The organism is Embleya sp. NPDC059237 (genome assembly GCF_042754105.1).
Taxonomy (GTDB): Bacteria; Actinomycetota; Actinomycetes; order Streptomycetales; family Streptomycetaceae; genus Embleya.
This window is the reverse complement of record NZ_JBHZAE010000023.1, coordinates 139,985-160,992: the sequence shown is the minus strand read 5'-3', so window position 1 is coordinate 160,992 and position 21,008 is coordinate 139,985. Positions and strand designations below refer to the sequence as shown.

Annotated in this window: 16 protein-coding genes; 11 read left to right on the top strand and 5 right to left on the bottom strand. The window is 72.6% G+C overall.

Annotated features, from left to right (window positions below):
• The first annotated feature begins 23 nt into the window (after positions 1-23).
• The 6 genes from ACFXKZ_RS45580 (at position 24) to ACFXKZ_RS45555 (ending at position 8,565) form a co-directional block, all read left to right on the top strand.
• On the top strand, positions 24-1,463 hold the full coding sequence (locus tag ACFXKZ_RS45580; protein ID WP_380011882.1) for a DUF3089 domain-containing protein: 1,440 nt from the start codon (positions 24-26) through the stop codon (positions 1,461-1,463).
• A gap of 331 nt (positions 1,464-1,794) precedes the next feature.
• Positions 1,795-3,321 carry an ABC transporter substrate-binding protein gene (locus ACFXKZ_RS45575; protein WP_380011879.1) on the top strand — a complete coding sequence of 509 codons (1,527 nt, stop codon included), beginning with the start codon at positions 1,795-1,797 and terminating at the stop codon, positions 3,319-3,321.
• 8 nt (positions 3,322-3,329) lie between these two features.
• The gene (locus tag ACFXKZ_RS45570) at positions 3,330-4,268 is read left to right on the top strand and encodes an ABC transporter permease (RefSeq protein WP_380011876.1); all 939 of its coding nucleotides are present in this window, start codon (positions 3,330-3,332) and stop codon (positions 4,266-4,268) included.
• Positions 4,265-6,244, top strand: coding sequence for a dipeptide/oligopeptide/nickel ABC transporter permease/ATP-binding protein (locus ACFXKZ_RS45565; RefSeq protein WP_380011873.1), 1,980 nt, complete (start codon positions 4,265-4,267; stop codon positions 6,242-6,244). The genes ACFXKZ_RS45570 and ACFXKZ_RS45565 overlap by 4 nt, the downstream gene beginning before the upstream one ends.
• Positions 6,232-7,110, top strand: a complete 879-nt coding sequence (locus ACFXKZ_RS45560) for an ATP-binding cassette domain-containing protein (protein WP_380011870.1) — start codon at positions 6,232-6,234, stop codon at positions 7,108-7,110. Before ACFXKZ_RS45565 ends, ACFXKZ_RS45560 begins: the two co-directional genes overlap by 13 nt.
• 882 nt (positions 7,111-7,992) lie before the next feature.
• Positions 7,993-8,565 (top strand): TetR/AcrR family transcriptional regulator, encoded by a 573-nt coding sequence (locus tag ACFXKZ_RS45555; protein ID WP_380011867.1) that lies wholly within the window; start codon positions 7,993-7,995, stop codon positions 8,563-8,565.
• A gap of 49 nt (positions 8,566-8,614) precedes the next feature.
• Here the strand turns inward: ACFXKZ_RS45555 and ACFXKZ_RS45550 are convergent, their stop codons facing one another.
• On the bottom strand, positions 8,615-9,529 hold the full coding sequence (locus tag ACFXKZ_RS45550) for a 3-oxoacyl-[acyl-carrier-protein] synthase III C-terminal domain-containing protein (RefSeq protein ID WP_380011864.1): 915 nt from the start codon (positions 9,527-9,529) through the stop codon (positions 8,615-8,617).
• 702 nt (positions 9,530-10,231) lie between these two features.
• Here ACFXKZ_RS45550 and ACFXKZ_RS45545 point away from each other — a divergent pair.
• Positions 10,232-11,764 carry a hypothetical protein gene (locus ACFXKZ_RS45545; RefSeq protein WP_380011861.1) on the top strand — a complete coding sequence of 511 codons (1,533 nt, stop codon included), beginning with the start codon at positions 10,232-10,234 and terminating at the stop codon, positions 11,762-11,764.
• Positions 11,765-11,792: 28 nt separating this feature from the next.
• Here ACFXKZ_RS45545 and ACFXKZ_RS45540 read toward each other — a convergent pair whose 3' ends face one another.
• Positions 11,793-12,872, bottom strand: coding sequence for a magnesium and cobalt transport protein CorA (locus ACFXKZ_RS45540; RefSeq protein WP_380011858.1), 1,080 nt, complete (start codon positions 12,870-12,872; stop codon positions 11,793-11,795).
• 203 nt (positions 12,873-13,075) lie between these two features.
• Between ACFXKZ_RS45540 and ACFXKZ_RS45535 the strand changes: the two genes are divergently transcribed.
• Both ACFXKZ_RS45535 and ACFXKZ_RS45530 read left to right on the top strand, forming a co-directional pair.
• Complete coding sequence (locus tag ACFXKZ_RS45535; RefSeq protein WP_380011855.1) at positions 13,076-13,525, top strand: hypothetical protein; 450 nt, start codon at positions 13,076-13,078, stop codon at positions 13,523-13,525.
• A gap of 141 nt (positions 13,526-13,666) precedes the next feature.
• On the top strand, positions 13,667-14,938 hold the full coding sequence (locus tag ACFXKZ_RS45530) for an aminotransferase class I/II-fold pyridoxal phosphate-dependent enzyme (RefSeq protein WP_380011852.1): 1,272 nt from the start codon (positions 13,667-13,669) through the stop codon (positions 14,936-14,938).
• Between the two features lie 239 nt (positions 14,939-15,177).
• On the opposite strand, the gene ACFXKZ_RS45525 is transcribed toward ACFXKZ_RS45530, so the two are convergent.
• On the bottom strand, positions 15,178-15,996 hold the full coding sequence (locus tag ACFXKZ_RS45525; RefSeq protein ID WP_380011849.1) for an MBL fold metallo-hydrolase: 819 nt from the start codon (positions 15,994-15,996) through the stop codon (positions 15,178-15,180).
• 116 nt (positions 15,997-16,112) lie between these two features.
• Between ACFXKZ_RS45525 and ACFXKZ_RS45520 the strand changes: the two genes are divergently transcribed.
• Both ACFXKZ_RS45520 and ACFXKZ_RS45515 read left to right on the top strand, forming a co-directional pair.
• Positions 16,113-16,721, top strand: a complete 609-nt coding sequence (locus ACFXKZ_RS45520) for a helix-turn-helix domain-containing protein (RefSeq protein ID WP_380011846.1) — start codon at positions 16,113-16,115, stop codon at positions 16,719-16,721.
• Between the two features lie 947 nt (positions 16,722-17,668).
• Positions 17,669-18,508 carry an alpha/beta fold hydrolase gene (locus ACFXKZ_RS45515; protein ID WP_380011843.1) on the top strand — a complete coding sequence of 280 codons (840 nt, stop codon included), beginning with the start codon at positions 17,669-17,671 and terminating at the stop codon, positions 18,506-18,508.
• Positions 18,509-18,574: 66 nt separating this feature from the next.
• Here the strand turns inward: ACFXKZ_RS45515 and ACFXKZ_RS45510 are convergent, their stop codons facing one another.
• Both ACFXKZ_RS45510 and ACFXKZ_RS45505 read right to left on the bottom strand, forming a co-directional pair.
• Positions 18,575-19,234 (bottom strand): RraA family protein, encoded by a 660-nt coding sequence (locus ACFXKZ_RS45510; protein WP_380011840.1) that lies wholly within the window; start codon positions 19,232-19,234, stop codon positions 18,575-18,577.
• Positions 19,231-20,742 (bottom strand): class I adenylate-forming enzyme family protein, encoded by a 1,512-nt coding sequence (locus tag ACFXKZ_RS45505; protein WP_380011837.1) that lies wholly within the window; start codon positions 20,740-20,742, stop codon positions 19,231-19,233. Before ACFXKZ_RS45505 ends, ACFXKZ_RS45510 begins: the two co-directional genes overlap by 4 nt.
• Positions 20,743-21,008: the final 266 nt, after the last annotated feature.

Genomic DNA, 21,008 nt, shown 5'->3' with positions numbered 1-21,008 from the left:
ACACCTGGATCGGAGCTCACGCCATGAGCAGATCGAGAATCTTCCTCGCCCTGGGCGCGCTGTCCCTGACCCTGGCCGCCGCCGTCATCCCGACCGGCACGTCCGCCGCCCCGAACAGCACGCCGAACAGCGCCACGAACATCGCCGCGAACACCGTCACGAACACAGCCACGAACATCCCAGCGAACACCACCTCGACCGCCGACCCGGCCGGCAAGAGCCTGACCTCCCCGCTCAAGGAGACGGTCTGGCTCTGTCGCCCCGGCCTCGCGACCAACCCCTGCAATCAGGACCTCGCCGGCAACCCGCAACGCCCGGGCCCCGACGGCACGTTCAGCGCCCGCTACCTCAACGGGGCGACCACCACACTCGACGCCACCTCGGTCCGCGCCGACGGCTCGCGCGTACCCGAGCCGTTCGCCGCACCGGCGAACCCGCAGATCGACTGCTTCTACGCGTACCCCACCGTCGATCTGCTGCCCAACCCGCTGCTGCGGATCGGATCCCTGCCCCCGAGCCCGTCCAACAGCGCGCTCGCGGCCGCCCTCGACCAGATCGGCCGCTTCGCCGGCACGTGTCGGGTGTTCGCCCCGATGTATCGGCAGGCGTCGTTCTCCGAGCTGCTGGTCGGCGGCCTGGGCGTGCCGCTGGACGCGGAGACCGGCTCGCGCGACGTCCTGGACGCCTGGCGCGACTACTGGGCCAACCACAACACCGACCCGGTCACCCACCAGCGGCGCGGCGTGGTGCTCCTGGGCCACTCCCAGGGCACCGGCGTGTTGTCCCGGGTGATGCAGCAGGAGATCGACGGCAACCCGGCCGTGCAGGACCGGTTGGTGTCGGCGGTGCTGCTCGGCGGCTACCTCCAAGTGCCGATCGGCGGGACCCAGGGCGGCGGCGCCGACCCGGCCTCGACCTTCCAGCACATCCCCACGTGCGTACGCTCCGGGCCCCAGGCGCCGATCCCGACCGGGTGCGTGGTGGCCTACAACAGCTACGCGCTGCCGCCCGGCGGCGGGCTCCCGGCCGGATCGGCGTTCGGCCGCACACCGATACCGGGGCACCAGATGATGTGCGTCAACCCGGCCGCGTTGTTGCGCGGCACACCGGCCGACACGGCGACACCGCTGGACATGTACATGCCCACCCGCCGCCTGATGGACGGCAACCGGCTCAACCCGCGCGGCCACCTCGCGCACGTGTTGTCCGCGTACGAACTGGCCGACGACCCGTCGGGCTACACCCGATACCAGGACAGGATCAGCGGGAAGTGCGCCTTCACCCAGGACGCGAACGGCACCGCGACCTGGTTCGACATCACCGGCGGCGCCGGGATGTTCCCCGACAGTGGCCTGTCCGTCCCGCTGGGCACGCACACCGTCGACTACAACGTCGCGATGGGCGACCTCACCGCGCTGATCGCCGCCCAGGCGAACACGTGGCGGGCGGCCCACCCGGCCTGACCCCACCGGCCTGGCCTGCTCGGCCCACCCGGGCCCACCCGGGCCCACCCCACCCGGCGCCCGCGCCACCTTCGTCCCACCACACCCGCACCGCCGCAGCACCCGCCGCGCCCACCCGCACCCCCGGGCCGTCCGGCGGCGATTCGAGCACGCCGCGAGGTCGGCCGAAATGCCCAGCCGAATCCATCCACCCACGTAACCGTCGCGTGAATACGCCGGGTATCCCGACCGCACACTTCCGTTACGTGTAACGGCCAACATTTCGGCCGGCCGACCGCACCGGGGAATTCGATTCCCGAATTCGTCCCGCGAATTCGACTAAGGACCAGTCATGACCATCCTGGGACGCCGCCGCGTAGCGGCCCTCGCCACCGCCGGACTCGTCGTGGCCGCCGTTGCCGGCTGCGGCGGCTCGAACACCTCGAAGGGCGCCGGCGGCAAGACCTTGACCCTGGCCGCCGCGGCCGACGCGGCGAGCCTGGACCCGGCGAAGACGGCCGGGGGCAACATGCTCGCCTACCTCCAGCCCCTGTACGACGCGCTCACCACGGTCAACCCCGACCAGAGCGTGGGCCCGGGCCTGGCCACCGCGTGGACCTACACCGACCCCGAGCGCCGGCACCTGCGGATGACCCTGCGCGAGGGCGTCACGTTCAGCGACGGCACCCCGTTCGACGCGTCCGTGGTCAAACAGAACCTGGACCGCATGGCCACGAGCAACGGACCCAGCTCCTTCGCCGTCGCCACCGTCGCCGGCGTCACCGTCAACAGCCCCACCGAGGTCGAACTGGCCCTGAAGACCCCCGATCCGGCACTGCTGTTCAACCTCGGTCTGGTCGCCGGGATGATGGTCGGTCCCAAAGCCTTCGCCGACGCCAACGCGCAACCCGTGGGTACCGGCCCGTACATCCTGGACACCGGCCACACCACCCGCGGCGACCGCTACACCTACACCCGCAACCCGCGCTACCGCACCCCCGCCGCGTACCCGTTCGACAAGGTCGTGATCAAGGCGATCCCGGACACCAACGCCCGCACCACCGCGCTGCTCACCGGCCAGGCCGACGCCGGCATCGGCGCCCCGGCCCGGATGGACGCCGCCAAACAGGCCGGCCTGACCGTGACCCGCCAACCCGGCCAGGTCACCGGCCTGTGGCTGGTCGACCGGGACGGCAAGATCGCCCCGCCGCTCAAGGACGCCCGCGTGCGTCAGGCGATCAACCACGCGGTCGACGGCCCCGGCATCCTCAAGGCCATCATGGCCGGCGTCGGCACCCCCACCACGCAGATGTTCGCGGCCGGATCCCCGGCCTACGACCCGGAGTTGGACCGCAAGTATCCCTACGACCCGGCCCGCGCCAAGCAGCTGCTCACCGAGGCCGGCTTCCCCGACGGCTTCAAGCTCAGCCTGCCCAGCGAGAACGCCTTCGTGCCCGCGATCTACCCGGTGCTGGCCGAGCAGTTGAACCAGGTCGGCATCAAGGTCGAGTACACCCCGGTGAGCACCAACCAGCTCTCCGTGCAGTACTTCAGCGGCCGATTCCCGGCGTTCATGTACGTCTGGGGCACCACGCAGAACTGGATCGACGCCAACGCGCTGCTGTCGCCGACCGCGCCGACCAATCCGTTCAAGGTCAACGACCCGGTCGCGGTCGACCTGCTGGCACGGATCGCCAAGGCGAGCGATCAGGACCAGGGCCCGCTGTACCGCCAGTTGAACGCACACGTGGTCGAACAGGCGTGGTTCGCGCCGCTCTTCCGCGGCGAGACGGTGATGTTCTCGGCCAAGCGGATCACGCTGAGCAACCAGCCCGGGCAGACCTTCTTCTCCCTGTCCGACTACAAGCTCGCCGGCTGAGCGTCGCCATGATCACCTTCCTCACCCGTCGGTTGATCTCGGCCGTCGCCCTGCTGCTCGTGGTCTCCGCGCTGACCTTCTTCCTGATGGACCTGCTGCCCGACCCGGGCCGCGGCATCCTGGGCGTGTCCGCCACCGACGAGCAACTAACGGCCAAACGCGCGGAGTTGGGCCTGGACCAGCCGGTCGTGCCGCGCTACCTGGACTGGTTGTGGGCGGCGCTGCGCGGCGACCTGGGCACCTCGTGGACCACCGGTCTGGACGTCGCCGACTCGATCGGCACCAAACTGCCGGTGACACTGTCCCTGACCTTGACCGCGACTTTGGTCTGCGCGCTGTTCGGCATCGCCCTCGGGCTGTTCGCCGCGATCCGGCGCGGGATGGTGGACCGCTCGGTGCACGTGCTCGCGGTGGCCGGCTTCGCGATCCCGGGCCTGTGGGTGGGCATCCTGCTGGTGGCCCTGTTCGCGGTCAAGCTCGACTGGCTGCCCGCCACCGGCTATGTACCGCTCGCCGAATCGCCCGTGGACTGGGCCCGTTCGCTGGTGCTGCCGGTGGCCACGATCGCCGTCTCCGGGATCGCCGCGATCGCCCAGCAGACCCGCAACGCGGTGGCCACGGTCCTGGAGCGGGATTACGTGCGCACCCTGCGCAGCCGCGGACTGCCGCTACGACGCGTGCTGTTGGTCCACGTGCTGCGCAACGCGACCCCGCCCGCGCTGACCGTGGTCGGCCTGCAGTTCATCGGGCTGCTCGGCGGCGCGCTGGTGATCGAGCAGATCTTCGCGCTGCCCGGGCTCGGTTCGCTGGCCATCGGCGCGACCTCGCAGTCGGACGTACCCACCGTGCAGGGGGTCGTCCTGGTGAGCGTGTGCGTCGTGGTCTCCGTCAACCTGGTCGTCGATCTGGCGACCGGCGTGCTCGATCCGAAAGTCGGCATGAGATGAACGACAACCAGACCGCGGCGGTCGCGCCGCCGACCGCCGAGGCCCCGGTGGAGTCCGCGGAACGGGGCAAGCCCGCGCCCGAGTTCGTCCCGGCCGCCGCGCCGCGCCGGCACGGGCCCGCCGGGCGCTTCCTCCGGGACCCGATCGCGGTCGCCGCCTCGGCCGTGCTGCTGCTGGTGATCGTGACCGGCGTATTCGCGGGCCTGTTGAGCGAACACGGGCCCAACAAGGCTGCGTTGGACGCGGTCCTGGCCGACCCGTCCGGCACCCATCCGCTCGGCGGCGACGGCTCCGGCCGGGACGTACTGAGCCGACTGCTGTACGGCAGCCGCACCAGCCTGCTCGCCGGCGCCATCGCCACCGGGGTGGCGCTGCTGATCGGCGTGCCCACCGGGCTCGCGGCCGGCTACGTGGGCGGCTGGTGGGACGCGCTGTCGAGCTGGGTGGCCAACCTGTTCCTGGCCCTGCCCGGCGTGGTGGTCCTGCTCGCGCTGGTCGCGGTGCAGGGGCCCGGCCTGGTCGGCTCGATGGTCGTGCTCGGCGTGCTCACCGCCGCCCCGGTCTTTCGGCTGGTGCGCGGCGAGGTGAAACGGGTGCGCGGGGAGCCGTACGTGGACGCCGCGCGGGTGGCCGGCCTGTCCGACCCGCGGATCATGGGGCGGCACATCCTGCGCGTGGTGCGGGTCCCGATCATCACCCAGGCGTCGCTGATCTTCGGCCTCGCGCTGATCATCGAATCCGGCATCGCCTTCCTCGGCCTGGGCGAGGCGGACCGGGCCAGTTGGGGGGCGATGCTCAACGACGCCTCGGTACACGTGTACGACAACGCGATGTTGTCGGTGTGGCCGGGCGCGGCGATCACCCTCACCGTGCTGGCGGTCACGCTGCTCGGCGCGGGACTTCGGGACGCCTTCGAGGACGCGCCGAAGCCCGCCTCGGCGACGCGGCGCCGGCGGGTACGGGGGCCGGCTCGCGAGCGGGCGGTGGGCGTCGACACCGGCGCGCTGCTCGTGGTGGACGGCCTGGAGGTCGCCTACCCGGCGCCCGGTGGCGAGGCCGCCGTCGTGGACGCGGTGTCGCTGAGCGTGGATCGGGGCGAAATCCTGGGCCTGGTCGGCGAATCCGGGTGCGGCAAGACGCAAACCGCGCTGGCCGTACTGCGCCTGCTGCCCGCCGGCGGCGAAATCCGGGCCGGACGGGTGGTGTTCGACGGGCGTGACCTCGCGGCGCTGTCCGAGCGGGAGGTGAACGCGCTGCGCGGGCGCCGGATCGGCTACATCCCGCAGGACCCGATGTCCAACCTCGACCCCAGTTTCCGGATCGGCAGCCAACTGGTCGAGCCGCTGCGCGCGCACCTGGGCCTGTCCCGCGACGCCGCCCGCCGCCGGGCCCTGGAACTCCTGGACCGGGTGGGCATCGCCGACCCGGCCCGGGTGTTCGCTGCCTACCCGCACCAGGTCTCCGGCGGCATGGCCCAGCGCATCCTGATCGCGGGCGCCGTCGCCGCCGAACCCGACCTGTTGATCGCGGACGAGCCGACGACGGCGCTCGATGTCACCGTGCAGGCCGAGATCCTGGACCTGTTGCGCTCGCTGCAGCGCGAGCACGGCATGGGGATGATCCTGGTCACCCACGACCTGGGGGTGGTCGCGGACATCTGCGACCGGGTGGCGGTGATGTACGCCGGGGAGATCGTCGAAACCGCGACCTCGGCGGACCTGTTCGCCCGCCCGGCGCACCCGTACTCCGCCGCGCTGCTCGCCGCCATCCCGGACGGCGCCGGCGCCCGGAGCCGACTGCCCACCATCGCGGACCGGGTGCCCTCGGTGCACGACCGGCCGAGCGGCTGCCGATTCGCCCCGCGCTGCGCGTACGCCGCACCCGGTTGCGCGGTCCACCCGGAGCCGACCACCCACCGGGACGGCGCGGTGCGCTGCGTCCGGGTGGAGAACGAGGTGATCGTATGGAACCGGTGAACGCGACGGCCGCCGCAGACCCGGCGCAGCCGCTGCTCGCCGTCGACAAACTGGTGGTGGAGTACCGCACCGGCGGTCGGCGGCGCCCGCCGCTGCGCGTGCTGCACGAGGTGAGCCTGCAGGTGCACGCGCACGAAACCCTCGGCCTGGTCGGCGAGTCCGGCTCCGGCAAGACCACCCTCGGGCGCGCGGTACTCGGCCTCGCGCCGGTGGCGGGCGGCACGATCACCTTCGCCGGCACCCGGATCGACGGCCTGGGCCGCCGGGCGCGGCGCGGGCTGAGCCGGGACATCCAGGTGGTGTTCCAAGACCCGTACGGCTCGCTGAACCCGTCGATGACCATCGGGGACATCCTCACCGAACCGCTCACCGCGCGGCACACGCACACCCGTCGGGCGGCGCGCGAGCGCATCGGCGAACTGCTCGACGCGGTCGGTCTCCCGGCGGACACCGCCACCCGCGCGGCCCGCGAACTCTCCGGCGGCCAGCGGCAGCGTGTCGCCATCGCCCGCGCGCTCGCGCCCGGGCCGCGCCTGATCATCTGCGACGAGCCGGTGAGCGCACTCGACCTGTCCACCCGGGCGCAGGTGATCAACCTGCTCGTCGAACTCCAGCAGGCCACCGGCGTGGCCTACCTGTTCATCGCGCACGACCTGTCGGTGGTCGGCCACGTGAGCGACCGGGTCGCGGTGATGTCGCGCGGCGAGATCGTCGAATGCGCGGACGCGGCGCGTGTCACCACCGACCCCGAACACCCGTACACCCGCAACCTGTTGCTGGCCGCCCCGGTGCCAAACCCGGCCCGCCAGGCGGAACGACGCGCGGCCCGGCATCGGTTGGCGGCGCGGGGGGCGCCGGTGGGGTAGGTGGGGGGCGGCGCGGCCGGGCCGGGCGGAGTAAGCCACAGGTCGGCCGGTGGGGCGGAAGGGCGCCGGGCCGGCTCGGGTTCGGCCACTGGTGCGGCCTGCCTCGGGACACGGAGCACCCGTTGCCGGGTCGGTCCGGCCGTGGCAGCCCTTCCGTATGCCGCCGCACCGCCGCCGCCGCGCCCCGCTCCCGGCGAAGCGGCCCGGGCCGACACGCCCGGTGCGGCCCGGGCCCAGACACGGGTCGGGTTTGCGCGTACGCCGCGCATGCGCCGTCCGGGCCGATCGTGCCGGCCGTGAGCACGTCGGGATACGCCGCCGGGAAGCTCCGCGGATTGCCCGCCTCGGCGCCGCGCGCCCACGTGGACCGCGGTGACGACGGCGCGGGCCGGGCCCGTCGCCGGTCACGGCGCACTGTGCGGTGCTCGCGCGCCTGGCGGGTGTGCGGCTGCTCGGGTCGATGCCGAACCCCAATCCGGACGTCGGCCGCGCCGCGATGATCCCGGCCACGAACGGGCCGTGCCCGACACGGTCGGCCGGCCCGTCGAGCACCGCCCCGGCGCGGGCCGGCATCCGCCCGTCCACCCTCGCGACCGGGACTCCCTCACCGCGGGCCGGCGCCCCCGCCTGCCGCAGTGCCAACGCCCGCCGGATCCACGGGACTTGCGCCACGACGGTGGACGAGGCCGGGCTGCGGCGGCCGGCCCGTACGGTATCGGGCACCGGCGGCGGGCCGACCGGATCGATCGAGGCGGCGGCCACACCCGGCCGGCGTGCGCGATCGTCGCGCCGAGCGGGAGCGGGCCGGCCGTACCCGCTCTGGCATCATGGACAAGCGGAACGCTGTTCCGACGGCGGATCCGGCGGGAGAGGGGCGGCAGGGTGAAGGACGGCGTGGAGCGGCCCAAGCGCGTGGACGCGCGGCGCAACGAGGAGATCCTGCTCGATGCCGCCGCCGCAGTTTTCGTGACCTCGGGCGTGGAGGCCCCGGTGCGCGACATCGCGGCCCGGGCCGGGGTCGGCACGGGCACGATCTACCGCCACTTCCCGACCCGGGCGGACCTGATCATCGCGGTGTATCGGCACCAGGTGCAGACCTGCGCCGAGGCCGGACCGGAGCTGCTCGCGACCAGCGCGACCCCGTACGTCGCGCTGGGGCGCTGGATCGACCTGTTCGTCGACTTCCTGGTCACCAAGCACGGCCTCGCGGCCGTGTTGCAGTCGGACAACGCCGGCTTCGAGGCGCTGCTGCACTACTTCCTCGATCGGCTCCTGCCGGTGTGCACCGAACTGCTGGCCGCCGCGGCCGTCGCCGGCGAGATCCGCCCCGACATCGAGGCGTACGACCTGATGCGCGGCGTCGGCAACCTCTGCATCGGCGCCGACAACGACGCCCGCTACGACGCGCGGCGGCTGGCGCAGATCCTGATCGCCGGCCTACGGGTGAAGCCCTAGCCGAGGCCCGCTGTCGGCGGCGGAGCCGCGTTGCGGGGGTTCGGCGCGCTCAGATCTCCAGTACGGCGGCGGCCATCGCGCCGTCGCCGCCCAGGGAGGTGAGCAGGACGCGGGTGCCGCGCGGGCGGTCGGATTCGAGCACCATCCGGGCGGCAATGAGCAGGCCCGTGGCGCGCGGGCGGCCGGTTTCCGGGCCGATGTCGGTGACCTGGTGGTGCTGGAGGCCGAAGTGGCGGCGGAAGGCCCGGTTGGTCGCGGCGGACGGGGTGTGCAGCGCGACGTGGTCGATGGTCGACCAGGGGATGCCGGCCTGGCGCAGGGTCTGGGCGACCACGGCCGACACGGCGATCGGGTCGTTCCGCAGCGACTCGCCGTGGTGCTCCCGCCAGGACACGTGGACCCGGTCGACCATGGTGGCCACGGCGGACCGGCCCGGTTCGACCCGGCGGGCGCCGGATCCGGCGCCGACACGAACGGGCGTGCGCTCCCGGGCCGGTATCCGTACCCGCGAGTGACCGGCGCCGGCACGGTGTGGGTCCCGTACGGAGACCGCCAGCAGACGATGGCGGTCCAGCCCCTTCTCCAGGACCAGGGCCGCCGCCGCGGGGTGTTCGTCGTGGGCGGGCGCCAGCACGAGGCCGCGCCGCGCGGCCGGGTCGACCCCGAGGTGCGCGGCGAGCGTGCCGAGCGCGGACAGCGGATGATCGCCGCAGTGCACCGCGTGGTAGGCGTGGATGCGCCCGACGCCGACCCGGTCGAGGACCAGCCGCCCGGACAACGCGATCGGCGCGCCGGCGGCGGCCTCGTCACAGAGCAGGCAGTACTGCCCGTCCAGGTCGCGGCCGCTCAGCCCGCAACGGGCCAACGTGTCGCGTACGGCGGCCTCGTCGAGCAGCAGCGCCGACGTCGGCGCGGCGGCCGAGCAGCTTCCCACGGCGGCGATACCCAAGCCCGTGACCTTCATGGGGTTCTCCTCCCGGCGCGAAATGACGGCCTCAGGTGCCCGACACCACTCGGCATCGGGCACGACCCCCGGGAAACCGTCGACCCCGCCCGGGACACGCATTGAGGAACGTGCCGAGAGCGAGCCCCGAGGGCCGTGCCATGGATCCGACGCTACGTTCCCCAAGCCACCCCACTTCCCGCCTTCACACCCCCCTGACGCCCAAACCACCCCCACCTGACGCCCTCTTGACACACCCACGTACAAACACGCCATGCCCGGTACCCCCGGCAGCGCCCCCACCCGCCACCCGCCCTCGCCCCACCCCCACGAGCCCCCAAGCCCCACGAACCCGCACACCCCACACCTGCGCCTCGCAGCCCCTCACGCCCCCGTCTCGTGAACCCCCGGCCCGCGCCGCGCGGAACCCCCACCCCGCGCCCGCGAACGCTCCCACCCCCGCGAACGCCCCCCTTCCGCATCAAGGACGCGTACGGATTCCGCGTGAACGCGTATGCAGGGCGTACGGGTTCGTTCCGGCAACGGTGCAAGTCGTCGGTGTTGCCTAGCGTCGGCGTCATGCGGGGGAGCAACAGCACGGGGAACAGCGGGAATTCGGGTCCGAGACCGAGTGCTCGGCGTGGTCGTGGCGGGTGGATGGCGCTCCGGGGTCGGCCTCGCCGCGACCATCCGGTGGGTGCCGGGGGTGGGCGCGCGAGGCGGTTGACCACGCCCGTCTCGCTGCGGCTCCTCGTCGCCGGCGTGGTCGTGACGCTCGTCGCCTACCTCGGGGTCCTGCTCGCGGCGATCTCCGCCGCCGACGACGGGCTGCGTACGGTCGGCGCCGGCGCCGGTCCGCGCGTCGTGTCCGCGAACGCGCTGCACGGGGCCCTGTCCGGGATGGACGCCGAGTTGGCCAATACCGTCCTGGTCGGCGACGAGCGGGGGCTGGGCTTCGCCCGGGAGCAGGCGGCGGCGAACTACGCGGCCGAGCGCAAGGCGCTCGGCGACGCGATCGAGGAGACCGGCGCCGGCATCGAAGGCGACGAGGCCCGGCGTACGCTGGCCGACCTCGTCGACAAGGTCGGGCTGTACGACAACCTGGCCGGGCAGGCGACCCTGCTCGACCGGCAGTCGGACGCCCGCGCCCTGACCGACGCCTCACCCGCGCTCCCGCTGCTGCGCCAGGCGGCCGACCTGATGCGCGACACCCTGCTGCCGGAGGCCGATCGCCTCTCGGCGGCCAACGCCGGCGCGGTCGAGGCGACCTATCGCGACACCTACGGGCGAGCCCGCGACCTGGGCGGCTGGTTGCTCGCGCTCGGCCCGGGCGCGATCGGCGTCCTGCTCTGCGGGCAGGCGTTCGTGGCCGTGCGCACGCGCCGGGTGGTCAATCCGGGGATGCTGATCGCGACCGTGCTGGCCGTGGCGCTGGTGTGGACGGGTACCGGTGCCACCCTGGCCGCCGCCGAGCACCTGCGTACCGCCAAGAAGGACGCGTTCGACTCGGTCCTCGAACTCACCAGGGCCCGGGCCGTGGCCACGGACGCCAACCGCGACGAGAGCCGATTCCTGCTCGACCGCGCCCGCGCGACGGACGCGGAACGCGCGTTCGAGGCCAAGTCCCGCGAGCTGGCCGGCTTCGACGGGGTGCGACTCGACGGCTACGCCGAGGCGTTGCGGTCGGCGATCACCGGCCTCCCGGGCCTCGCGAAGGGGGCGACCCCGCCGTTCGACGGGCGGTTCGGCCGGGAGTTCCGCAACATCACCTTCGCCGGCGAGCGTGCGGCGGCCGAGGACGCGCTGCGCTGGTACACCCGATACCAGGACTACGACCGGCAGTTGCGCACCATGGTCACCCGGGGCGACCTGCGGGGCGCGATCGATTTCGCCACCAGCCACCGGGAGAACAACTCCAACTGGGCCTTCGACCACCTGATCGAGTCGCTGGAGGCGGTCACCGCGATCAACCGCACGCACATGGACGCCGAGGCGAACGCCGGCCGCGACGCGCTCGCCGACCTGGGCCTGATCGCCACGCTCCTGGTCCTGGCCGCGGCCGGGGCGACCTGGGCGGGCGTACGGACGCGCCTGGTCGAATACCGCGCCGGCGAGGCCGCGCCTGCGCGCATCCGGCCGCGCCGACCCACCCACCCGGGCCCGCCGCCCGGCCGCCCGCCCGGGCCCGCCACCCTCGACCGACCCCGACCGGCCCCGGAACCGGTCCCCGCGGCAGCCGTACCGGCCCGGCGCTGAGCCGAACCCCGGCCGCGACGGCCGGGACTCACAACCAGTCGTTGCGGCGGAAGGCGCGGAACATCAGGACACAGGCACCGACCATCACGACCAGCACGCTCGGATAGCCGTACGTCCACTTCAGCTCGGGCATGTGTTCGAAGTTCATCCCGTAGATGCCCACGATCAGCGTCGGGACGGCCAGGATCGCCGCGATGGCGGCGATCTTGCGCATGTCGGTGTTCTGCCGGACCGTCACCCCGGCCAGGCTCGCCGAGAGTATCGAGTCGAGCAGTTCGTCGAACGCCACGAGCCGTTCGCGCACCTGGGCCAGGTGGTCGGCCACATCGCGCAGATAGGCGTCGAAGACCGTGCCGTCCCCCGGCAGCCCCCCGTCGGCCAGCCGCTCCAGCGGCCGGGCCAGCGGCAGTACCGCGCGCTTGAACTCGATCAGCTCGCGTTTGAGCTGGTATATGCGCTCCGCGTCGTTGCTCGGCCGGGGCGAGAACACCTCCTCCTCCAGGCGTTCGAAGTCGTCCTCGACCTTGTCCGCCACCAGCAGGTAGTCGTCCACCACCCGGTCGGTGATCGCGTGCACCACCGCGGCCGGGCCGTGCCCGAGCCGCTCGGGATCGGCCTCCAGGGACTGGCGCAGCTCGACCAGCGGCGGCGCGCTGCCGTGGCGGACCACCACGACGAACTTGTCGCCGGCGAAGACCATGATCTCGCCGGTGTCCACCACCTCGCTGGTCGCGGTCAGCGCGTCGTGCTCGACGTAGACGATGGTCTTGAGCACCAGGAACAGGGTGTCGTCGTAGCGCTCCAGCTTGGGCCGCTGATGCGCCTCGACCGCGTCCTCCACGGCGAGCGGGTGCAGGTGGAAGGCGGCGGCGATCTCGGCCAGATCCTCGGTGAGCGGGGCGTGCAGCCCGATCCACACGAAGCAGTCCTCGCTCGCCTCGGCCGCGTCGAGTGCGTCCTGCAACGGCACCTCACCGGGGCGTCGGACCCCCTTGTCGTAGAGCGCGCAGTCCACCACCACGGGCGCCCGCCGAGCCCCCGCCGCCTCCGTGCCCGCCGGTACCGCGCCGCCGGGCCGAAAGCGCTTCGTCGTCCGCCACGAGCTCATCGTCCTGCTCCCGAATCGAGGATGTCTCGCCCGATCGTAGGCGGCACCACCCCTCTGCGGGGGGCCTACATCGCAGGAATCCCGGCGGTCCGGCTCCCGGCGGGCGGGCCGCGGCGCCGGCCGCGCGGACCCGCCGGCCCGGGGCACGGGCGCCGGCGCGCGCGAGCGGTAGCGTCCTTCGGAATCGACCGAAGGAGCAACCGTTGGACGGCGATGGCGAGTTCCGTGGACCGACCGACCCGGACGATCCCAAGGCGGCGCCGCTCGCGGGAGGCGGGCCGGTGCCGCGCCGCGACGGGCTGTACGTGGACGTCGAGCCGGAAACCGTGATGGGCGATCTCTCGTTCACCCACTACGTCCGCTTCACCGACCCGGATCGGGTCAGCACCGTCACCTGCGTGACCGGTGCCGAGATGATCCCGCTGATCTGTCGCTGGTTCGGGCCCCGGCACGAGGGCAGCAGCCAGGGCACCTACCACCTCGACGGGGCCGCGATCTCGTTCGCGGCGACCGACGGGTCCGGGACGGTGGAGTACGTGGGCCGGCTCGCCGAGGACGCGCTGACCCTGTTCGTGGACACGCACAGCCTGATCAACGACCACCGCTCCCGGCGCGAGCTGCACTTCGTGCGGGCGGACTTCCCGAACGGATGAACGAACGAGGAGTCGCGGCGGCGCGTGATCGTCGATCCGGGAGCGGGGCCGCCGTCGGGGCGGAGCCGGGCCCCGGGTATTGCTAGATTGGGCGGGCCCCCGCCGCACGTGTCTGCGGCCTCCGCCTATTTTGGGGATCTCGTGCCGCTCAGCACCGACGTGTCCAGTCCGGAAATCGACCTCGCGGCCGTTCGCGAGGAGTACGCGGCCCTCGCGGCCGAGGGACTTCGCCTCGATCTCACCCGGGGCAAGCCCTCGCCGCAACAACTGGACCTGGCGAACGGGCTGCTCTCGCTGCCCGGCGGCGACGACTTCAAGGCCGCCGACGGCACCGACTGCCGCAACTACGGCGGGCTCAACGGCCTGCCCGAGCTGCGGGAGATCTTCGCCGGACTGCTGCAGGTCCCGGCCGCGCAGCTGCTCGCCCTCGGCAACGCCAGCCTGACCCTGATGCACGACGTGATCGCGCACGCGCTGCTGTCCAAGGTGCCCGGCGCCGAGCGTCGCTGGGTGGACGAGCCCGAGGTGCTGTTCCTGTGTCCGGTGCCCGGCTACGACCGGCACTTCGCGCTGTGCGAGCGGTTCGGCATCGGCATGGTCCCGGTCCCGCTCACCGGCGAGGGCCCGGACCTGGCCGCGGTCGAGGCGCTGGTCGCCGCCGACGCGCGGATCAAGGGCATGTGGTGTGTGCCCAAGTACAGCAACCCGAGCGGGGAGAGCTACAGCGACGAGACGGTGCGCCGGCTCGCCGCGATGCCCACCGCCGCGCCGGACTTCCGGCTGTTCTGGGACAACGCCTACGCGGTGCACCACCTGACCGACAAGCCGGTCGAACTGCTGTCGATCCTGGACGCCTGTGCCGAGGCGGGCAACCCCGACCGCGCGTTCGTCTTCGGCTCGACCTCGAAGATCAGCCACGCCGGCGCCGGGGTGGCCTTCTTCGGCTCCTCCGCGGCGAACACTGCCTGGCTGACCGGGCTGCTGGCCAAGCAGACCATCGGCCCGGACAAGGTCAACCAGCTGCGGCACGTGCGCTTCTTCGGCGACGCCGAGGGCGTGCTCGCGCACATGGAGCTGCACCGCGAGCTGCTGGAGCCGCGCTTCGCCGCGGTGTACGAGGTCCTGGATCGCGAACTGGGCGCGCTCGGCATCGCGAGCTGGACCCGGCCCGAGGGCGGCTACTTCGTCAGCCTGGAGGTGCCGGACGGCTGCGCCGCCGAGGTGGTCCGGCTGGCCAAGGAGGTCGGCGTCGCGCTGACCCCGGCCGGCGCCGCGTTCCCCGAGGGCAACGACCCGCGCGACCACCACATCCGGCTGGCCCCCAGCTACCCGACCGTCGACGAGGTGCACCGCGCCATGCGGGCCGTCGCGGTCTGCGTCAAGCTCGCCGCCGCCGAGGCCGCAGCGAAGTAACGCCACCACACCCGAGAACGACCCGGCCCGCCCCCCGAACCGAACCGGGGGCGGGCCGGGTCGCGTTCTTGCGCCGACCATCCTTTGCCGTAGTACACCCTGTGGCACGAGTCGACGGGCGATCGCGGGTGGGACGAGCGCCCGGGCTTTCCCGGTGGTGCCCGTGGCCCAGCTGTACGCGCGGGGAATACGCCTGCTACCCGCAGAACGCGGGCGCGGTCTGCCGCCGGCGGGTTCGATCAGCCGATCGGTGGTGCGAGGTATTCCAGCGCGTAACCGTCGCCGGAGGGGGTCACGCGGGCGATGCCGGGTGAGTCGAGGTGGGCGCCGGCGACGAAGTGGTATGGCCGGCCGAGTTGTTCGAGCAGTGCCGCCCGTGCGGCGCGGGCCTGGGACTGGTCGCCGTCGAACTCCCAGGTCACCTTCGGCCGTTCGAATTGAAGCGTGGGAACGTGCACGGTGTCGCCCCAGGCGAGCAGCCGGCCGGCGCCGCTCCCGACCTCGTAGACGGTGTGACCGGGGGTGTGGCCCGGCGTCGGGATCGCGGTGGTCCAGTCGTTGATCGCGACCTTGTCCGTCACCGGTACGACCCGGTCGCGGATCGGTTCGAGCCGGCCCGTGAACACCGAGACGTCGCCCGCGCCGATCCACACGCGTTCGAGCTTGGGGAACGCCTCCGAACCGTCCGGCGCGATCAGGCCGCTCACGTGGTCCTCGTGTCTGTGGGTGATGGCCACATCGGTGACTCGCGCGCGGTCGATGCCCGCTTCGTCGAACGCGTCGTGGAGCAATCCCATGGTGGGCTCGTGCCAAACGTCGGACGCGCCGGTGTCGACGAGCACCGACCGCGTGCCGTCGGTGAAGAAGAAGGCGTTGACCGACAGCCGCAGGTTGTCGCCGGCCAGCGGTACGGCGGCCGGCAACTCGTCGAGCGTGCACCCGTGCTCGTCGCGGAGCCGGGTCGGCGGCATGTCGATGTACCCGTCTCGCAATGCGACCACCTGCAGATCGCCGAATTCGAACGTGGCATGGTGCCGGCCACTCGAGATCAAACGCATGGAACCCCTCCGTCGTATCGGGCGCACACAGCACGTCTCTGATGGAAGACGCTGAATCTTCTATAGAAGAAACCCTACACTGTGGGCAGTGAGGCATCCATCGATCGAGGAGCACGGTGGTCGAGCAAGACGAGAACGCGGCCGAGCCACGGCACGGTGACGACCTGGCCGGTGCGTTCGGCGGCAATGTGCGGCGACGCCGCGAGGAGGCGGGCCTGACGCTGGAGCAGTTGTCCACGCGGTCGTCGGTGAGCCGGGCGATGTTGTCCAAGGTCGAACGCGGCGAGAAGAGCCCGACGATCGGTGTCGCGTCCAGGATCGCCCACGCGCTCGACGCGTCGCTCTCGGACCTGATCGGTGCGCCGGCTGCCGCCGGGGCCGGGGTGGCCGTTGCCATGCGCAGGAACGATCGCCCCGTTTTCCGTGACCCGGAAACGGGCTTCGAGCGGCACATCGTGTCGGCGGCGCCGGGTGCGGGGCGAGCCGAGATGGTCGTCCATCACCTCCCGGCACAGGTCTCCACGGGGCTGCTGCCGGCGTACCCGCCGGGGACGGAGAAACAACTCGTGGTCCTCGAAGGCACCCTCACCGTCGCGATCGGCGGTATCAACGAAACGCTGGACACAGGCGACTCGCTGTTCTTCCAAGCCGACGCGGACCACGGCTTCGCCAACCGAACGAACGCCCCCTGCGAATACATCATGGTCATCTCCCGCAGAACCTGATCGACACCAGACCCCAGCCCTCCACAGGGCCACACACCACAAAGCCACCGCCCAAACCCGATCCACCACGCACGCACGCCCACCCCCGCACGCCGGAGGGCGCCGGACACCACCCACGCTCACGCCGGCCTCCTTCCGGCCACGGCAGCCCCACCCCTCGCCTCCGCGCCCGCACCCGCTCGCCTTCGGGCCTGCACCCGCCCGGCTCTGCGCCCGCACCCGCCCGCCGATCCGCCGGCCCGGTGGGTCGCGGATCCGGGGATCGGGAGATCCGCTGGGTCACCCGGTGATATCCACCGGTCGGCCGGGATTCCCGAGACGCTGCCGTGTGCTGTTGCCTCGCCGACGTCTCCGCCCTGCGCAACCCGCTCGGTCGTCTCACCGCGTTCCCTCGCCGCTCCGCGCCGTCGTCGGTTCGCCGCCGGTGCCACCACGCTGCGCCACGCCGTGCGTCACCTCTCCGCGACCGTGCCCGTGCCCCGCCGGCCTCCGCACGCGCCTTCGGGTCCGGCCGTCTCCGGGTGCGTGGCTGTACCCGCGTCTGGGCCTCGTCTCGCTCCCGTGTCGGGTTCTTTCGGGGCCCGACCGCGCCCGCCGGCCTCCGCATCCGACCGCGCCCGACCGCGCGCCTTCGGGTCCGGCCGTCTCCGGGTGCGTGGCTGTATCCGCGTCTGGGCCTCGTCTCGCTCCCGTGTCGGGTTCTTTCGGGGCCCGACCGCGCCCGCCGGCCTCCGCATCCGACCGCGCCCGACCGTGCGCCTTCGCGTCCGGCCGTCTCCGGGTGCGTGGCTGTACCCGCCTTTGGTCTCGTCTCGCTCCCGTGTCGGGTTCTTTCGGCTGGGTTGGTGGGTGGGGTTCCTGGGGTGGGTGGGGTCGTTGACTTGGGTGGCTAACGGTGTTAGCTTCGGGGTGTTCGAGGATGCGTCACGGGGAAGAAGGCGACGGCGATGACCGAGTTCCTGGAGATCGAGGGTGGGCGGCTTGCCTACGATGTGCGCGGCGAGGGGCGGCTGGTGGTGCTTTCGCCCGGCATGGGCAACAATCGGTCGGTCTTTCGGGAGCTTGCGGACATCCTGCTCTCCGCCGGATACCGCGTGGCCTGTGTGGACCTGCGCGGGCACGGCGAGTCGACCGTCGGATGGCCCTCCTACACCCGCACCGACACGGCGAACGATCTACTCGCCCTGATCCGGGAGTTGGGCGGCGGCCCCGCCGTCATCGTCGGACACTCCTTCTCCGGCGGATCGGCCACCATCGCCGCGGCTCGGGCGCCCGAACTGGTCGACGCCATCGTGGAGATCGCCCCGTTCACCCGGGCCCAGAAGGTCGACTTCCGGGCCCTGGGGTCCAACGCCCGCTACCGCAAGGGCATGACCCTGCTGATGGGCGCCGGCATGTTCCGCAACGTCGGGGTGTGGAAGCGCTACCTCGACCACGCCTACCCGGGTACCAAGCCGGCCGACTTCGCCGCCCAAATCGCCACGCTCGACACCGAATTGCGCCGCCCGGGACGGATGGCCGTGGTGGCCAGGATGGGCATGGTCCCGCCCACCGACGCCGGCGCCGAACTGGGCAACATCCAGTGCCCGGCGCTCGTCCTCGAAGGCACCCTCGACCCCGACTGGCCCGACGCCGGCGCCGAGGGCCGGGCCGTCGTCGACGCCATGCCCAAGGGCCTCGCCCGGCTCGAACTCGTCGAGGGCGCGGGCCACTACGCGCACGCCCAGTTCCCCGACCGGGTCGCCGATGCGATCCGTTCCTTCCTGGAGCAGCCGGCCCACGACTGACGTCTGCCCCGATCACGTGTGGGCCGCCGAGCACCGCGCCGGCGGCCCACACGTGCGTCCCGAGCGTCAGCGGTTGCGCAGACGGGTGATCGCCTCGGCCTTGGGGGTGTAGGCCCGGGGGAGGCGCAGGCCCGCCGTCAGGGCGGCCAGCACCTCCTCCTCCGCGCGGTGATACGTCAGCGCCTCCGCCAGCAGGACGTCCGCGTCGGCGGCCGGCAACGCCACCGCACCGCCCTCGTCGAGCAGAATCGGATCGCCCTCCACCAGTGCGGTGTCGCCGATCCGGATCGGGCCGCCGATCTCGGCCACATGTACCGCCCCGCCCGGACCCGCCGTCGCCTCGGACCGGGCCCACAGTCGCAACCCCAGCCGGGCCACCGCCGGCACGTCCCGCACCGCCCCCTCGATCAACGCGCCGACCGCCCCCCGGGCCAACGCGGCGGTGCTCAGAATCTCGCCCCACACCGCCCCCGGAGCCGCGTCCGCGCCGCCGATCACCACCACCCGGCCGGCCAGGTCCTCCGCGAGCAGCGCATGCAGCGGCTTGAGCCCGTGCGTGCCCGCCCCGGCCGCCAACCGCACCGTACGCGCCGACCCGAGCACAGCGCCCGAACCCCGGTGGAACGGCCGCAACGGCGGCGTCAACCACCCCGCCCGATCCCGGAGTTGCAGCACATCGGCAAGCGCGGCGGTGGCGGGCAGCGGCCAGGGTACGACGTCGGTCACGGAGAAGTCCTCTCGGTCAGCAGGAACTTGCGGATCTTGCCCACGGAGGTACGCGGCAACTCCGCCACCCGCTCGAAGCGCACCGGCCGCTTCGCCTTCGCGAGCCGCGCCGCGCACCAGTCGGCCAGGTCGTCGAGCGCGGCCGGCTCGACCCCCGGCGCGGCCACCACGAACGCCACCGGCACCTCGTCGCGCATCTCGTCCGGTACACCCACCACGGCCGCTTCCAGCACCGCCGGATGTTCGGCCAACACCGCCTCGATCTCCACGATCGAGACATTCTCCCCGGCCACCTTGAGCACATCGCCACGCCGGCCGGCGAAGTGGAAGTGCCCGTCCGGGTCCACCCGAGCGCGGTCCCCGGTGACGAACCAGCCGTCCCGGTAGGCGGCGGCGGTGGCGGCCGGATCGTCGAGATACCCGGCGAACAGACTCACCCCGGGCGTACCGCCGACCACGATCTCCCCGTCGTGCAACGCCACCACGCACCCGGGCGTCGGCCGACCCATCGACCCCGGGATCGGCGCCGCGACGGGATTGCTCAGCACCGCCGGGATGGTCTCGGTCATGCCGTACAACTGGCGCGGCCGACAACCGCCGAGCAGCGTCGCGAAGCGCTCGTACTGCTCGTCCGTCACATTCTGCGCGTACCAGCAATGCCGCACCCGCAGACCGGCGACCGGCTCCCGCCGCGCCGTCCGGGCCAGGATCATCCGGATCGGCGCGGCGAACAGGCTGACGTGGGTGACCAGATGCCGAGCGGCCTGGGCGACGAAGCGGCTCGCGGAGAAGGTGGGCAACAACACCACGCTCGCCCCCACCGCGATCGCCGCCGCGAAGGAGTAGTACTGCGCGTTCGCGTGGAACATCGGCAGCACGACGAACTGCCGGTCATCAGAGCCAAGTTCGGCAGCAGCTGCCATCACGTTTCCGGCGAAGGCGTAGTTGGCCTGAGTGACCATCACACACTTGGGCGCGGCCGTCGTGCCGGAGGTGAACATCAACCCCGCGAGGCCGTGAGGCCCCGGTGGGGGAGTATCACCGACCACTGCCGGCCGACCCGACAGGACCGCAAGAGCGGTGTCGTCCTCCCCGACCTCGACCACGACCACGGCCGGGTCCGAATCCAGCGCCGCCGCCCGGTAGTCGGCGGCACGCGAGGGCGCGCAGAACCCGAGTCGAGCCCCTGTCCGCCGCAGCTGCGCGGCCAGTTCCGGGGCAGTCGCCGACGGATCGTGGCAGACCATCGCCGCACCGAGCCGGACCAAGGCGAGCCACAACGCCACGTACGCCGGGCAGTTGCGCAGCACGATGCCGACCCGGTCCCCGGGCCGCACGCCACGCGCGGTCAGCCCGCCGGCCACCCGCGCCACGAGAGCGTCGAACTCGCCATAGGTCCAGCGGGTCACCTCCCCGTCCGGCCCCTCCCAGATCAGGAACGGCGCATGCGGCCGACCGGCCACGGTCGCGGACCAGCACGCGGCGAAGGTGGGCGCTTCGGACGCCACATGAACCTCCAAGGCAACTGTCGTACGGACATGAGGACTTCGGCTGACGGCACAAAACTCACGGAACTTCGCCACCGTACGGGTGCGCCGCAACCGAGCGTCGACGCACAATCAGGCGTCGGAGCACAACCGGCCGTCGGCGCCCAGCGAAGCGTCGACGCACAACCAGGCACCGACGCACAACCAGGCACCGACGCACAACCAGGCGCCGACGCACAACCAGGCGCCGACGCGCGACCGGGCGCCGACGCGCGACCAGGCAGGAG